11 protein-coding genes and 1 other RNA gene are annotated in these 14658 nt (G+C 42.2%); 10 read left to right on the top strand and 2 right to left on the bottom strand.

Annotated elements, in window-relative coordinates; all coding sequences use genetic code 11:
- The first annotated feature begins 26 nt into the window (after positions 1 to 26).
- The 5 genes from BY457_RS16830 to BY457_RS16810 all read left to right on the top strand — a co-directional run bounded on the left by BY457_RS16830 (position 27) and on the right by BY457_RS16810 (position 5785).
- Positions 27 to 2108 carry an OmpA family protein gene (locus BY457_RS16830; RefSeq protein WP_106154493.1) on the top strand — a complete coding sequence of 694 codons (2082 nt, stop codon included), beginning with the start codon at positions 27 to 29 and terminating at the stop codon, positions 2106 to 2108.
- Positions 2109 to 2146: 38 nt separating this feature from the next.
- Entirely contained in the window at positions 2147 to 2776 is a 630-nt protein-coding gene (locus BY457_RS16825) for an SPOR domain-containing protein (protein ID WP_106154492.1), read from the top strand.
- A 19-nt stretch (positions 2777 to 2795) separates the two neighbouring features.
- Positions 2796 to 3162: RNase P RNA component class A (gene rnpB / locus BY457_RS16820), an RNA gene on the top strand.
- Between the two features lie 58 nt (positions 3163 to 3220).
- Positions 3221 to 4531 carry a YihY/virulence factor BrkB family protein gene (locus BY457_RS16815; protein ID WP_106154491.1) on the top strand — a complete coding sequence of 437 codons (1311 nt, stop codon included), beginning with the start codon at positions 3221 to 3223 and terminating at the stop codon, positions 4529 to 4531.
- A 447-nt stretch (positions 4532 to 4978) separates the two neighbouring features.
- Entirely contained in the window at positions 4979 to 5785 is an 807-nt protein-coding gene (locus BY457_RS16810) for a M48 family metallopeptidase (protein WP_106154490.1), read from the top strand.
- Between the two features lie 398 nt (positions 5786 to 6183).
- Here BY457_RS16810 and kdsA read toward each other — a convergent pair whose 3' ends face one another.
- Both kdsA and BY457_RS16800 read right to left on the bottom strand, forming a co-directional pair.
- Entirely contained in the window at positions 6184 to 7005 is an 822-nt protein-coding gene (gene kdsA / locus BY457_RS16805) for a 3-deoxy-8-phosphooctulonate synthase (protein ID WP_106154489.1), read from the bottom strand.
- 400 nt (positions 7006 to 7405) lie between these two features.
- Entirely contained in the window at positions 7406 to 8680 is a 1275-nt protein-coding gene (locus tag BY457_RS16800; RefSeq protein ID WP_106154488.1) for a replication-associated recombination protein A, read from the bottom strand.
- A gap of 264 nt (positions 8681 to 8944) precedes the next feature.
- On the opposite strand from BY457_RS16800, the gene BY457_RS16795 reads away from it, so the two are divergent.
- The 5 genes from BY457_RS16795 to BY457_RS16775 all read left to right on the top strand — a co-directional run bounded on the left by BY457_RS16795 (position 8945) and on the right by BY457_RS16775 (position 14656).
- Positions 8945 to 10045, top strand: a complete 1101-nt coding sequence (locus BY457_RS16795) for an ISAs1 family transposase (protein ID WP_106154487.1) — start codon at positions 8945 to 8947, stop codon at positions 10043 to 10045.
- 138 nt (positions 10046 to 10183) lie between these two features.
- Positions 10184 to 11185 carry a phosphate acetyltransferase gene (pta, locus tag BY457_RS16790; RefSeq protein WP_106154486.1) on the top strand — a complete coding sequence of 334 codons (1002 nt, stop codon included), beginning with the start codon at positions 10184 to 10186 and terminating at the stop codon, positions 11183 to 11185.
- Between the two features lie 95 nt (positions 11186 to 11280).
- Positions 11281 to 12276, top strand: coding sequence for a 3-hydroxyacyl-CoA dehydrogenase family protein (locus BY457_RS16785; protein ID WP_106154485.1), 996 nt, complete (start codon positions 11281 to 11283; stop codon positions 12274 to 12276).
- Between the two features lie 195 nt (positions 12277 to 12471).
- A complete protein-coding gene (locus BY457_RS16780; RefSeq protein ID WP_106154484.1) occupies positions 12472 to 13689 on the top strand; it encodes an acetate/propionate family kinase in 1218 nt (405 codons plus the stop codon).
- A gap of 67 nt (positions 13690 to 13756) precedes the next feature.
- Positions 13757 to 14656, top strand: coding sequence for a bifunctional enoyl-CoA hydratase/phosphate acetyltransferase (locus BY457_RS16775; protein WP_106154483.1), 900 nt, complete (start codon positions 13757 to 13759; stop codon positions 14654 to 14656).
- Positions 14657 to 14658: the final 2 nt, after the last annotated feature.

The raw sequence follows: 14658 nt of genomic DNA, 5'->3' as shown, positions 1-14658 counted from the left end.
TGCTTCTCTACTGAAATCTTTGTCATATGAAACTAAATAAAGTTTTTTCACTACTGCTACTTTTTATCCTGACTTCTGCAATAGTCCAGGGTCAAAGCCGGGAGGTAAGGCGTGGTAACAGTTTTTATGAAGATGGTGAATGGTTTAAAGCCCTTGAGTTGTTTGAAGAGGCACGTGATGCCGGTGAAGATTTGAGTGTACAGACCCAAATCCGCATTGCCAATTGCTATTTTGAGCTCAATAACATCGATGATGCTTTTAACCTTTTTATGGAGCTTGAACCGCAACTTAAAGGACAGGATTTGTTTACCTATGCAAAAACCACCCACCGTTTTGGTTTCTATCAGGGAGCTATTGAACTTTACAATCGTTGTTTGGATCAGGGAATTGGCAATTCGGCTCAGATTCAGGAGTTGATTCGATCATGTGAGTTTGCCATTGAGAATGAGGCATTGCGTACCGATTACTATGTAAACCCGTCTGATTTGGCCACTTATGGGCAATCTTTTGGAATTCAATATTACAAAGATGGTGTTGTTTATTCATCATCGTCAGGTGATGCTGATGAACTGGATCGGTATGGAAGAGCCTTTTTGAACCTTTATTATTCGCCTATTGAAGATGGTGAAATTCAGGAAGCCGGTTTGTTTTCAGAAAACCTGGTTTTTGACTATCATGTTGGTGCCATTGCTTTTACCTCCGATGAAGAAACCATGTACTATACTAAGAGTGTCCGGGTTAGGGGAGGAGACAGTCGGATAAAAATTTTCAGAGTTACTTTCGAGAATGGTGAATGGGGTAATGAAGAGGAGTTGAGCATTAACAGTGATAAGTATGATTGTGCTTACCCTGCTGTTACACCTGATGATAAGTATTTGATTTTTGCTTCCAATATGAGCGGAGGTCATGGCGGAACTGACTTATACATTGCTGAACGCCGCGGTAACGGCCGTTTTGGTCAGGTACGAAACCTGGGAGCTACCATAAACACTTTTGGTGATGAGCGTTTTCCTTTCGTGAGTAAAGATTACAAAATGTATTTTGCCAGTAACGGACACCTCGGTTTTGGAGGGCTGGATATTTTTGAGACTGAACATCAGGGCGGTACTACCTGGGTTAACCCGATCAACCTGATGAAGCCGTTTAACTCCAATAAAGATGATTTCGGTTATGTAATTGACCCGAATGATCCGCAGCAGGGATTTCTTTCATCCAACCGACTGGGTAGTGGAGCTACAGATGCGATTTTTTATGTGGAACCAAGAGGAGAGGAAGACGAAACTGAAGAGGCAGAGGAAGAGATTGTTCCCATGGGTGGAATTATTTACGATGAAGCCGAATTAATTGTCGATCAGGCTGAAACGACACCAGAACCCGAGCCGGAACCGGAACCTGTTGTGGAGGTGATTCCTGAACCTCAACCGGAGCCTGAAGTCGATTTGTCCGCTTTTCCCGATGCCTTCAGTACTTCTGTAAACAGTACTTTTAATGGTACCGAAATTCCGGATGCCCTTGTTGTTGTCAGAGATAATGCTTCTGATGCAGTGGTTGTTCGTGGGGCCACCGATCGCAACGGGAAAATTCATTTGATCATACCTGATGAATACCGGAAGGAAAACCAATCATTTGATATTACTGTCTCCAAAGGTGATGAATACAACAGCCGTAATATGCTTGTTGATATTATGGAGTTGGAAGATATTGCACGGAACGGCATAGAACTGACACCAATTTTTGATGATGCTGAACTGGATGATATCGGGACAATGGTAATCCCTTACCGCGGAGAAAATATCACCCCTGAAGGGCAGAAAGTATTAGACCAGTTGGCGGTTTATTTGAAAAACAATCCCCGCGCTGTCGTAAAACTCAATGCGCATACCGAAGCACGTGGAAATAAATACAACAATCTTCTTACTTCACAAAAAGTGGCTGAAAAAGCCGAGCAAATAATGATGGAGAAAGGCATTGATGACCGGAATTTGATTCCTCGCGGTTACGGAGAACGTTATTTGATAAATAAATGTAAACGCGGTAAATTGTGCGACGAAAGTGAGCACCTTGCCAATAGAAGGATAGAGGTTGTTGTATGGAAAATGTTAGAATAATAGCGTAACCCTGAACTGAATTAATAGAATTGATAGCGATGATGAAAATACTAAGATATTCTCTTGTAGGTGCGATTATTTTAATGCAATCGCTGATGTTTGAAGCAGGAGCTGATAAATTAGCCAAGCTTAGGACAACCAAGAAGATTGTTCCGGTAGAGGAGATATCAGCACCCTATTTTGCTGTACAAATTCTGGCACTAAAGAAGGCACCTCAGGATCCTTCTTATTTTAAGAACATTGAACGTGCCAAAGAATATGAGTGTGCCGACGGGTATGTCAGATACACGGTTGGTGCTTTTTCTTCCGCAGCTGAAGCACGTACACATATTTCTAAAGTTAAAGCTGCCGGTTATTCCGAATGTTTTGTGGTGGATATAAGAAACTACAATCTTTATGGCAATGAAGGAGGTACATCTGTCAAGACCGATGCGAATACTGTTTATACCGTGCAATTGGCCGCTTATCGATACCCTGTCTATGTTTCCGAATTTGAAGGGGTTGATGATGTGATGGAATTTTATCCCAAGGACCGGATATACCGATATACAGTTGGAGAATATGTGGGTGAAGAGGCCGTAACCGAATTAGAGCGCATAAAAGCTCAGGGCTACCCGCAGGCACATTTGGTTCCTGTTGAAAAGTACAGACCTTATCAAATAGAATAATATTCATACCTTTGCAAACACAGCAAGCCGGCCTGTCGCCTGTCTCCGGGCAGGAGGAAAGTCCGGACAACACAGAGCTCCGAGCTTCTTAACGGGAAGATGGTCGTAAGGTCATGCAGGTGTAACAGAAAATAACCGCCTCAGGGTAAGGGTGAAAAGGTGGGGTAAGAGCCTACCGGTTTCGATGGCAACATTGGAAGCCGTACACCCCTCGGGTTGCAAGACCATGTATATCGCGGTACCTTCGGTACGGGGTTGCTCGCTCCGGTTCCCTTTGTGGATGCCGCGAAGGGTAGGTTGCTAAAGACTGCAGGTGACTGCTGTCTTAGATCAATGACAGGATCCCTTCGGGGATACAGAATCCGGCTTACAGGCTTGCTGTTTTTTCATTTATTTAGGCTCTAACCTCTAATTTCTATTCTCTAACTTCTATTTCTTCTGATCATGGCCGGACTCATCAATAAAATAAAAGTCTTTCTTTTTGAGGATATCTGGCGTATTCAGCGCGATGACACCTCAAAACGTCAATTTTGGTTAATCAGGGGGTTGCGGATATTCTCACTCGCAGTTCGACGCTTTATTATCGATCAATGCCAGATAAAAGCATCTGCGCTTACTTTTTTCTCCTTACTTTCGGTTGTTCCAATAGCTGCCATGGCCTTTGGTATTGCTAAAGGGTTTGGATTCAGGGAAGCCCTTGAAGAAGAATTGCAAAAGAGATTGGTGGGGCATGAAGAGGTGGTGAAATGGATTCAGGATTTTGCGCTCGAATACCTTGATAATACCAAAGGCGGTATGATTGCCGGAATCAGTTTGGTAGTTGTTCTTTTTGCTGTCATGCGGTTGATGAACGGCATTGAGGAATCTTTCAACGACATCTGGGATGTAAAAAAATCACGGCCATTTATCCGTAAATTCAGTGATTATGTGTCCTTGATGATGATTGCTATTCTGCTATTAGGTACTTCCAGCGGGTTAGTGGTTTTTGTTGCCAATAGTCTTCGTGATATCGAGATGGTAAGTTACGCCAGTAACTTTTTGCTCTGGGTAGCCCCTTATCTTATGATCTGGCTGGTTTTCTCTCTTTTGTTTATGATTATGCCTAATACAAAGGTAACAGCAGGATCTGCTATTTTCGGTGGAATTATAGCTGGTTCTTTATTTTTGGGGGTTCAGTATGGATACATCTATTTTCAGGTAGGGGTTTCAAAATACAATGCCATTTATGGTAGCTTCGCTGCGCTTCCACTGTTTCTTGTCTGGATGCAGACCAGTTGGATGATTGTTCTTTTTGGTGCCGAACTATCTTTTGCCTTTCAGAATGAAAAAAGTTTTGAATTTGAGGTAGATACCAGGAATATGAGCAACTATACCCATAAGTTGGTTTCCCTTTTAATTGTTCAAACAGTCGTTAAGGCTTTTGACAGAGGTGAAAAATTGCATTCTGTCAGTCATCTAGCCGAGTATTTGCGTTTGCCGGTCCGACTCGTTAAAGATCTTGTATATAAGCTTTTTGAAGCCGGTATTTTGGTTGAAGTAGAAGGAGACAGCAAGGACGATACAGTTCTTTTACCAGCTTATGACATAAATAAGATGGATCTTGTTGGCGTTCTTCAGCGATTGGAGAACACTGGTTATTCGGAAACTATTATTGGTCGTTCAGAATCGGTTGGCATTATCAAGGAGAAAGTAGATACTTTCGATCAGATGCTAAAACAATCTCCTCAGAATCTACTTCTTAAAGATCTGAACTAATTTAGATTTAAGGTGTTTTTCCTCTTGTGTTTTAAATTAGAAAGCCTAATATTTGTTATAAATGGCAGATTAGCAGCCGGCGGAACTAAATTGTTTTGACTATAAAGCAGATCAGTCATGATGAAACGAGCATGGCAATGATTGCCTCAAAAGAATATGTATAAGTTCTTGCATGCGAGTTCCATCCGACTTTGAAAAATAAATTTTATACGGATGAAATGAGCATGGCAACCGGACCATAAGACTATTATATGTTAGTTGTTTCCTGCAAGTTACATTAGACCTTAATAATTAAATTTTATCCTAATGAAACGAGCATGATATTTTTTTAATATAAATATCACAAGAGAATATGTTTAAAAGGATATTATGCGAGAGCGAAGCGGTTCCATTCGTTCTCAAATTTTTAATTAGTTCTTTATCAAATGATTACAAAATTTTAAACGGATGAAAAAATCATTTAAAATAGCCGTATTTGCTGTTTTGTTTACTTTTTGGGGGTATTCTTGTTCTACAGTGCCAATTACCGGTAGAAAGCAACTTAATGCACTCCCCGAATCAGAAATGCTGGCAATGAGTTTGACTCAATATGAGGAATTTTTACAGACCAATAAGGTTTCTGATGATAAAGCACAAACAGAATTGGTTAAGCGGGTAGGAGGCAGAATTGCAGCAGCTGTAGAAGAATATTTTTCTAATCATGGTTTGAAAGACAGAATTGAAGATTTTGCCTGGGAATTTAATCTCGTGGAGGATGAAACACCTAATGCCTGGTGTATGCCGGGCGGTAAGGTTGTGGTTTATTCCGGCATTTTGCCAATCACCAAAACCGAAACCGGTCTGGCGGTGGTCATGGGGCACGAAATTGCTCATGCTGTGGCACGTCACGGAAATGAACGCATGAGTCAGCAAATGGGAGTTCAACTGGGGGGAACTGTTCTCTCCATTGCAATTGATGAAAAACCTGAACAGACCAAGAGTATTTTTATGGCAGCCTACGGTGTAGGAAGTCAGGTTGCATTTTCATTGCCTTATTCCAGGCTTCATGAGTCGGAGGCCGATCAATTAGGGCTTATTTTTATGGCCATGGCCGGTTACAATCCTGAGGAGGCTGTTGATTTTTGGCAAAGAATGGCGGCCCAGGGAGGACAAAAACCGCCTGAGTTTCTGAGTACTCACCCCTCGGATGAGACCCGGATTCGTAAACTGAGGGAGTTCCTGCCGGAAGCAAAGAAATATTACAAGAAAAATTAGTTCGTAGAGGAGAATAGTTAGTGGCTGTCCATAAATTAAGCAAATTCTGTTTTTAGAGCTGTTTCTGGTCAGAAAGTGCCGATTGCCAGGCTTGTGAATCCGCCAAAAACGGAGTTTACTAATCGTAAATGAGTATTTTGGCGGCAAGCGTAACGATGTAAGTGGTGCTTTATGGACAGAAACTAGTTAGTAGGCAGTAGAGACGGATGCCTGTTCTTTTGCCTGATTACCACGTGGATTTCCAAATGCATACATGCGATTCCAGGTGTGGCGGATTCTTTGGCAAGCAAAGCAGCAAAGCTGAGCGCCAATCCGCCATTGAATACAAAACGGCGGATTGGAATCCGCCGCACCTAATGTATTATGCACATTGAGTTTTTTTTTATCGATCACTCAATTCAAAATCCTTTAACCACCGATCTTATAGCCGTCAGTTTTTCAAGTAATGCACTCAGATGGTCTAAATGCAGCATATTGGCTCCGTCGCTTTTTGCATTGGCAGGGTCGAAGTGTGTTTCCAGAAAAAGACCATCAGCCCCAACGGCAATTCCAGCTTTGGCTATTGTCTCTATTAACTCAGGCTTTCCTCCGGTGACGCCGGTTGACTGATTGGGTTGCTGCAGGGAATGCGTTATATCCAGAACTACCGGAACATCCATTTTTTTCATGGTGGGAATTCCCCGGTAGTCCACGATGAGATCCTGGTATCCGAAGGTTGTTCCCCGGTCTGTTACCATTACCTTATTGTTACCACTGTCCCTGACCTTATCAATGGCAAATATCATTGCTTCAGGAGCCAGAAACTGTCCTTTTTTTATGCTGACTACCTTGCCGGTTTTGGCTGCTGCCACCAGAATGTCGGTCTGACGACATAAAAAAGCAGGAACCTGAAGAATATCCACATATTCAGCAGCCATTTGAGCTTCAGCAGCTGAATGGAAATCTGTAATGGTAGGAATATCAAATGTTTCGGAAACTTTTCTGAGTATTTTCAGTGCTTTTTCATCGCCAATGCCTGTGAAGGAGTCTATCCGTGAACGATTGGCTTTCCTGTAAGATCCTTTAAAAACGTAAGGGATTTTGAGGTTATCCGTAATTTTTACTGCTTTTTCTGCAATTTTGAGGGCCATATCTTCACTTTCTATGGCACATGGGCCAGCCAGTAAGAAAAACTGTCCGCTATCGGTATGTTTAATTCCGGGAATCTCTTTTATGTTCATGATGTTTCTTTTATCGGTCTTATTTAGCTCGTAAAGATACTACATCCAACTAAAATCGTTAATACGTTTAGTCTGATTTATGAATCATTGGTGTCCGGTTAATAAATTGAGATTGTTTCACTACGTTACCAATGATAGATTTATGCAATAAGCAAAAAAATCAGATGATAAATAATCGGCCCTTTCCAGGGACCTGGTTCATTTGTTATGCCAGCCCCGGGTTACCCACCCAAGGTTATTGACTATCGTCGATCTTCGATTCAAATTGGCCCCTTCCAGATCTGTCATATTCCCATTATGCCTCAAAATATAATTGAGGCATCCACTTGCAATGAACGGGTCTTGGCTAAAAGACTTTAATCATTGTCATTGTGATCATGTGGAATCTACCAGCTACGAGCTATTTTTTCCCCCACAACTTATTCATTCTTTCTTCTATTTTGCTTTCCTGAGGATTGTTTTGCGGGGTAAACAGGTTGGTGTTTTTTAATTGATCAGGTAAATAATCCTGGGCAATGAAATTGTTTTCATAACTGTGCGGATACTTATATTGTTTTCCGTAATCCATCTTTTTCATGAGCTTGGTGGGGGCATTTCTCAGATGCAGCGGGACCGGCAGGTTGCCTGTGTTTCGAACCACCTCCTGAGCCTGATTGATGGCCATATAGGCAGAGTTGCTTTTGGGGCTGGTAGCCAGGTAAATGGTTACCTCACTGAGAATAATTCTTGCTTCGGGCCATCCCACCATTTTTATGGCTTCAAAAGCGTTGGTAGCCAGCAATAATGCATTGGGATTGGCCAACCCAACATCTTCTGATGCAGAAATGATGAGTCGGCGGGCTATGAATTTGGGGTCTTCACCTCCTTCAACCATTCTGGCAAGCCAATAGACTGCAGCATCGGGGTCGCTTCCGCGAATTGACTTGATAAAAGCCGAGATAATGTCGTAATGCATCTCCCCGTTTTTATCGTATTGGGCAGGGTTTTGCTGAAGTTGCCTGGTTATATTTTCATTGGTGATAACAATTTCTTCGTCTTCATTAAAAGCGTTGGTGATGAGCTCTATGATATTCAGGAATTTCCGTGCATCACCTCCGGCAAACCGGAATAAAGCCTCTTCTTCTTTAAGTTTTACCGGGCGATGTTTCAGAACTACATCTTCCGAAAATATCCGGTGGAAAAGCACCATCAGGTCCTCGTTCTCCAGTGGCTTCAGCACATAAACCTGACATCGGGACAAAAGAGGAGAAATAACCTCGAAAGAGGGATTTTCGGTGGTAGCACCAACTAGCGTAACAACTCCTTCTTCTACAGCACCTAAAAGGCTGTCTTGTTGTGATTTGCTGAATCGGTGAATCTCATCAATGAAAAGAATGGGAGAGGCAGAGTTGAAAAACCTCGCTTTCCTTGCTTTTTCAATGGCTTCCCGTACATCTTTGACACCCGAGTTGACGGCAGATAGTGTATAAAACGGGCGTTCCAGTTGATTGGCAATGATTCGTGCCAGGGTAGTTTTTCCCACTCCCGGAGGTCCCCACAGAATAATGCTGGATATGCGTCCGGACGAAACCATCTGGTAAAGGACTGCGCCTTCGCCTACCAGGTGCTTTTGTCCAATGTAATGTTCCAGATTTTGTGGCCGCATTCTTTCTGCCAGGGGAGGATAACCGCTCATAGACTCTGTATCTTTTTTTGCAAAGTTAACAAACAATGGTGGATATATTGGTTTTTTCGGTAAGGAGGTTTACCCTTTTTGAGGTAGTTGTTTTATAATCAAAAAAAGTGTAACTTCCAATAGGATAGTTCGGATGGTCAGGGCAAACGCATTAAAATTATTTTCTAAAAATAGATATAAATACCTGTGAATCAGACTTTTATCCTTGTTTTTCTGGATAAAATTACAGTATATTTGTCTAATAACCAGACAGATATATTTTAAATGGAAAATAAATTACTCAACTTTGCAAGATCATTACCAGAACATAGAATGGACAGGAAAAAACTGCACTTGGCCGAAGATATTGTTTACATCACTCTGGCCGCTGTTATTTGCGGAGCTGATACATGGGAAGACATCTGCCAGTTTGGACGCTCTAAGGAAGATTTTCTCAAACAAACATTGTCGTTGAAGAACGGTATTCCCTCACCTGATACTTTCAATCGATTTTTTGCCGTTTTGAGTCCAGATGTTTTTGAAGCTAATTTTATTAGCTGGGTAAAAGAGATTTGTAATAAAAACACAGGAGTGATTGCAATTGATGGTAAAGCTGTAAGAGGCTCGCGTAAACAAGGGAATAAGTCGGCGATTCACATGGTAGGGGCTTTTGCTGCTGCAAACGGACTGGCTCTTGGGCAAGTCAAGACAAATCAAAAGTCGAATGAAATCACAGCGATACCAGAACTTCTTAAAGTCCTTGATATCGAAGGATGCATTGTTACCATTGACGCTATGGGGTGCCAGACAAAAATAGCCCAAAAAATTATCGGAAAGGGGGCAGATTACATCTTGGCTGTTAAAGACAATCAGAAAGAACTCCATACTGAAATTGTCGATACATTCCGCTTCTCGCCAAGAGATAAAATGGCTGTTCATGAGGCCGTAGATGCTGGTCATGGAAGAGTAGAGACACGTGTTTGCACAATAACAGATGACTTAAGCTTATTGTCCAATACGGGGAAATGGCAAAACGTTAGCAGATTAGTTAAAATAGATAGCACTCGGTTTCTAAAGGCTTCAAAGGAAACCCAGCAAGAGACAAGGTACTATATCACGAGTTGTAAACTAACCCCTGAAGAGATTGGCGCTGCGATACGATCTCACTGGAGCATTGAGAACCAACTTCATTGGCAACTTGATGTTTCATTCGGGGAAGATAAGAGCAGAAAAAGAGATAGAAATGCCGCAGAAAACTATTCTGTCATATTGCGAATGGCTCTAAACATCGTAAAAAATGAAAAAACGACTAAACGAAGTGTTAAGGGCAAACGACTAAAAGCCGGATGGGACAATGACTATCTGTTGAAACTACTCAATTTTTAATGCGTTTGCCCTGTTCGGATGGTTGTTTCGCATCAGGTTGTTTGCAGTTTGTTGTGAAACATCTTAAATAATGATAAAAAGCAGGTGAAATCGGTGCAAATCCACTAATTTTGCATAAATAAAAAATACTAAATAACTATGGATTTTGTTGATCAAATAAAAGAGCGTGCTGCTAAAAATAAAAAACGAATCGTTTTGCCCGAAGGCTTGGAGGAAAGAACCCTGAAGGCTGCTGATGTTATACTTGAAGAAGGGTTTGCAGATGTGATTCTTATCGGTAATCCGGAAGCTATTGCAGAAGAGACCCGCAGGCACGTTTTGAAAAATATTTCCAAAGCTACCATTGTTGATCCCAAAAATCACGATAAGAAAGAGGAATATACCGATCTTCTTTATGATTTGAGAAAGAAAAAAGGACTTACCAGGGAGCAGGCTTCAGAGCTGGTTGAAAACCCGTTATATCTGTCGGTTTTGATGATAAAAAATGGTGATGCTGACGGCGAGGTTGCCGGAGCAGACAATGCCACCGGAGATGTATTGCGTCCTGCTTTTCAGATTGTAAAAACCAAGCCTGGAATCAGTGTTGTTTCCGGAGCATTTATTATGGTGCTCAAAGATAAAGAGTTTGGTGAGGATGGTATTATCGTTTTTGCTGATGGGGCGGTTCATCCTTATCCGACTACAGAAGAGTTGGCCGAGATTGCAGTGTCAACAGGACAAACCACCCGTAGTTTGTTGGGGATTGAACCTCGTGTGGCCATGTTGAGTTTCTCTACCAAAGGAAGCGCAAAACATGAAATGGTGGATAAGGTTGTGAAAGCCACCGAAATTGCCAGAGAAAAAGATCCAACATTAAAAATTGACGGAGAGTTACAGGTGGATGCGGCCATCATACCTGAGATTGCCAAGAAAAAAGCACCCGACAGTGAAATTGCCGGTCATGCCAATGTCTTTATTTTTCCGTCACTGGAAACCGGAAATATTGCCTATAAGCTCGTTCAACGTTTGGCTCATGCCGAAGCAATTGGTCCGGTTCTGCAGGGAATGGCTGCCCCCATTAATGATCTTTCGCGCGGGTGTTCGGTTAGTGATATTGTGAGTCTTGCAGCAATTACAGCCAATCAGGCTATTGCTGAATAATATAATTTTGTAAAAGCCGGAATCCGGCTTTTTTCGTTTGGTTTATTAACCTCTGGTATTCAGGTTGATCAGGCCGTGTAAAATTTAAAAAAGAAATGGCAGAAATTGTTGTAGAACCTATTGAAAGGTATGCATTAAGCGCTAAAAGACGCGTTAAAACTCTTTTTTCCAAGATTGGTGTCGTGGGTTGTGGTAAAGAGGGACAAAATATTGTCCGGATTGCTGCATGGCATGGAATTGAGGTGGTATTTATTGAACTGAGCGAGGAGAAGATCCAGAGCTCTCTTGACCACATAAGCAAAGAACTGGATAATCGTATTGAAACATGGGGCTTGACTTCCGGAGAAAAACGTGCCATAATGGGACGTATCAAAGGTTCTCTGGATTTCCACGATCTGGCAGGTTGCGATTTCGTTATTGAGGCTGTTCGGGCTGATGAAAAAACCGGGCTTCGAAGCATTGATGCCCGGAAAGATGTGTTTCATAAGATTGAGCAGGTGGTTGACAGAGATGCCATTATTGCCACCAATGCCACCACTATTATCATTACAGAGCTGGCCAGCGAACTGGAGTTTCCCGATCGCTGTGTGAGCCTGCACTTCTTTGTCACCTCCCCGGAAGCACGTATTATCGAGGTAGTAAAGGGCCTTTACACCACAGATGAAGTTTACAACAAGGTTTGCACTTTCGTAAAACTGATTAATCGGGAAGTCATTCCGGTGGAAGAATCTGCGGGTCTGGTGAGCATACGACTCTTTGTAACTTTGCTCAATGAGGCTTGTGAGGCATTGATGGAAGGGGTTGCTACCGCTGAAAATATTGATAAGACCATGATTATTGGTATGGGAATGCGTTTCGGACCATTCCAGATGGCAGATATTGTCGGCCTCAATAAAGTTGAAAAGTGGATGGAAAACCTGTATGAAGAATTTGGTGGTCCCAAATACAAGCCATCTCCACTTATTAAGCGACTGGTTCGGGCAAAACGTCTTGGTGTACAAACCGGATACGGATTTTTCCGATACGATGCGGATGGAAATAAGGTTGATGAAACAAGCACGGCTACCATTGCCTCAAGAGAACAGGTTTAAGTTCCTGTATGCGAATGTCATCAGATCTTATGCTCTAACGTTATTCCAAGTGAGTATTTTTCCTTTTCGTTGAAAAAGGCTTAATGGTTTGATTTGGGATTGCATAAGTTGTTTTAGCAACAATCCTGATAAGATAATTAACAGAAAATTCGTTTCCGCTGAAAACGGAAAACGTTCAAATAAAAAGTTATACCAATGAAGATACTGGTTCTCAACTGTGGAAGCTCTTCCATCAAATATCAGTTGTTTAATATGAACGATTCCTCCTGGGAAGTTATGGCAAAAGGGGGAGTGGAAAAGGTAGGTCTCAAGGGCTCTTTCCTGAAACACGAAAAAGATACCGGTGAAAAAGTTTTGCTCGAAGGAGAAATTCTGGATCATCAGACCGGAATAGATTATATACTCGGAGTGCTGAACAGCGAAAGACACGGATGCATCAGCGACCTGAATGAAATTGATGCAGTGGGGCATCGTGTGGTACACGGGGGAGAGATGTTTAATTCCAGTGTATTTATTACCGACGAGGTTATTCATAAAATGGAAGATTGCATTGAGCTGGCTCCGCTGCATAATCCACCAAACCTCAAGGGTATTGGCGCGATTTCATCTTTATTACCTGATGTGCCTCAGGTTGGTGTTTTTGATACTGCCTTTCACCAGACTATGCCTAAGCATGCATATATGTATGCATTGCCGCAAGCACTCTATAAAAAGTACGGAATCAGACGGTACGGTTTTCACGGAACCAGTCACCGATATGTGAGTGCCCGGGCCTGTGAAATTTTAGGAGTGGACTACAATACCCAACGAATTATTTCCTGCCACCTGGGGAATGGCGCATCCATAGCCGCTATTCAAAATGGAAAGTCTGTGGATACCTCGATGGGTTTTACGCCTATTGAGGGCTTGATGATGGGTACGCGGTGCGGTGATTTGGATGTGGGTGCGGTCACTTACATCATGGACAAGGAAACCATTGGTACCCGTTCAGCTTCAACATTGTTCAATAAACACAGCGGGATGCTGGGAATTACCGGTATTTCTTCTGACATGAGAGAGGTAGAGGAGGCTTCCGAAAAAGGGGATGAAAATGCACGTCTCGCAATGGAAATGTACGACTACCGCATCAAAAAGTACATTGGATCATATGTTGCAGCAATGGGTGGTGTGGATATTTTGATTTTTACCGGAGGAATCGGTGAAAATGGAGATATAACGCGTTCCGGAGTATGTAAAGGCCTTGAATTTATGGGCGTTGAAATTAATGAGTCCAAAAATAAAGGTTTGAGGGGGAAGGAGCAGGACATCAGCACCTCCGAAAGCAAAGTGAGAGTGATGGTTGTTCCCACCAATGAAGAGCTTGTTATTGCTCAGGACACAAAAACTATTGTGGAAGAGCTTTCCAATAAATAATCATGATAAAAACAGAGGTCTGATTTATGCAGGCTTCTGTTTTTTTTGCACAATTTAATCCGGGTCTATGTTTAAACATCTCTCTGACTTACGGGAATTGGTGGCTCGCGCTGCCTCTCCCAAAAAGCTTGTTCTTGCCGTGTCGCAGGATAGTTTTTCTCTAAATGCACTTCATGAGGCTTATCATGCAGGGTTGATTCTTCCTATATTGGTAGGGGATCGTGAAGAGACATTTCACATTATCAATGAAAAGGAGTACGACTTTGAAGGAGTGGAGTTTATTGATGAAGCCAGTCCTGAAAAGTGTGTGGAAATTGCCGTACGTAAGGTGAATAGGGGGGAGGCAGATATTCTGATGAAAGGGAAGGTGCCAACGCCCGTACTGTTAAAAGGAGTTTTGAATAAAGAGTGGGGATTAAGATCCGGGAGCTTATTGTCGCATCTCGCCTTTTTCGAGGTTCCCACCTATCATAAACTTATTGCGGTAACTGATGTGGCAATGAATATTGCACCTTCGTTGAAAGATAAAATTGCCATTATTGAAAATTCTGTAAAGTATCTCAACGATTTGGGAATTGAAAAGCCCAAGGTGGCTGTTCTGGGTGCTATTGAGATGGTGAATGAAAGTATGCAGGCTACTACTGACGCAGCATTGCTGAGTAAGATGAACCAGCGTGATCAGATCAAAAATTGTCTGATTGATGGTCCGTTGGCTTTTGATAATGCGGTTAGTTTTGAAAGTGCCCACCATAAAAATATTAAGAGCGAAGTTGCAGGAGATACCGATTTGCTGCTGATGCCGGATATTGAAGTGGGAAATGTGTTGTATAAAAGTCTGGTGTTTTTTGCTCAGGCAAAAGTGGCATCGGTGATTCTGGGAGCTTCTGCACCCATCGTTCTTACATCGCGAAGCGATTCTGAAGAAAGCAAGTTTAACAGCATTCTGCTCGCTGCTTTGGCAAAATAAAA

The organism is Marinilabilia salmonicolor (genome assembly GCF_003003035.1).
In the GTDB taxonomy this organism is placed as follows: Bacteria; Bacteroidota; Bacteroidia; order Bacteroidales; family Marinilabiliaceae; genus Marinilabilia; species Marinilabilia salmonicolor_A.
The sequence above is the reverse complement of the archived record's forward strand: the minus strand, read 5'-3'. Positions and strand labels throughout refer to the sequence as shown.

What these genes read in the sequence shown, in the direction of transcription:
- BY457_RS16830 (WP_106154493.1), top strand. Translation starts at nt 27, where the DNA reads ATGAAACTAAATAAAGTTTTTTCACTACTGCTACTTTTTATCCTGACT.
- BY457_RS16825 (WP_106154492.1), top strand. Translation starts at nt 2,147, where the DNA reads ATGATGAAAATACTAAGATATTCTCTTGTAGGTGCGATTATTTTAATG.
- BY457_RS16815 (WP_106154491.1), top strand. Translation starts at nt 3,221, where the DNA reads ATGGCCGGACTCATCAATAAAATAAAAGTCTTTCTTTTTGAGGATATC.
- BY457_RS16810 (WP_106154490.1), top strand. Translation starts at nt 4,979, where the DNA reads ATGAAAAAATCATTTAAAATAGCCGTATTTGCTGTTTTGTTTACTTTT.
- kdsA (WP_106154489.1), bottom strand. Translation starts at nt 7,005, where the DNA reads ATGAACATAAAAGAGATTCCCGGAATTAAACATACCGATAGCGGACAG.
- BY457_RS16800 (WP_106154488.1), bottom strand. Translation starts at nt 8,680, where the DNA reads ATGAGCGGTTATCCTCCCCTGGCAGAAAGAATGCGGCCACAAAATCTG.
- BY457_RS16795 (WP_106154487.1), top strand. Translation starts at nt 8,945, where the DNA reads ATGGAAAATAAATTACTCAACTTTGCAAGATCATTACCAGAACATAGA.
- pta (WP_106154486.1), top strand. Translation starts at nt 10,184, where the DNA reads ATGGATTTTGTTGATCAAATAAAAGAGCGTGCTGCTAAAAATAAAAAA.
- BY457_RS16785 (WP_106154485.1), top strand. Translation starts at nt 11,281, where the DNA reads ATGGCAGAAATTGTTGTAGAACCTATTGAAAGGTATGCATTAAGCGCT.
- BY457_RS16780 (WP_106154484.1), top strand. Translation starts at nt 12,472, where the DNA reads ATGAAGATACTGGTTCTCAACTGTGGAAGCTCTTCCATCAAATATCAG.
- BY457_RS16775 (WP_106154483.1), top strand. Translation starts at nt 13,757, where the DNA reads ATGTTTAAACATCTCTCTGACTTACGGGAATTGGTGGCTCGCGCTGCC.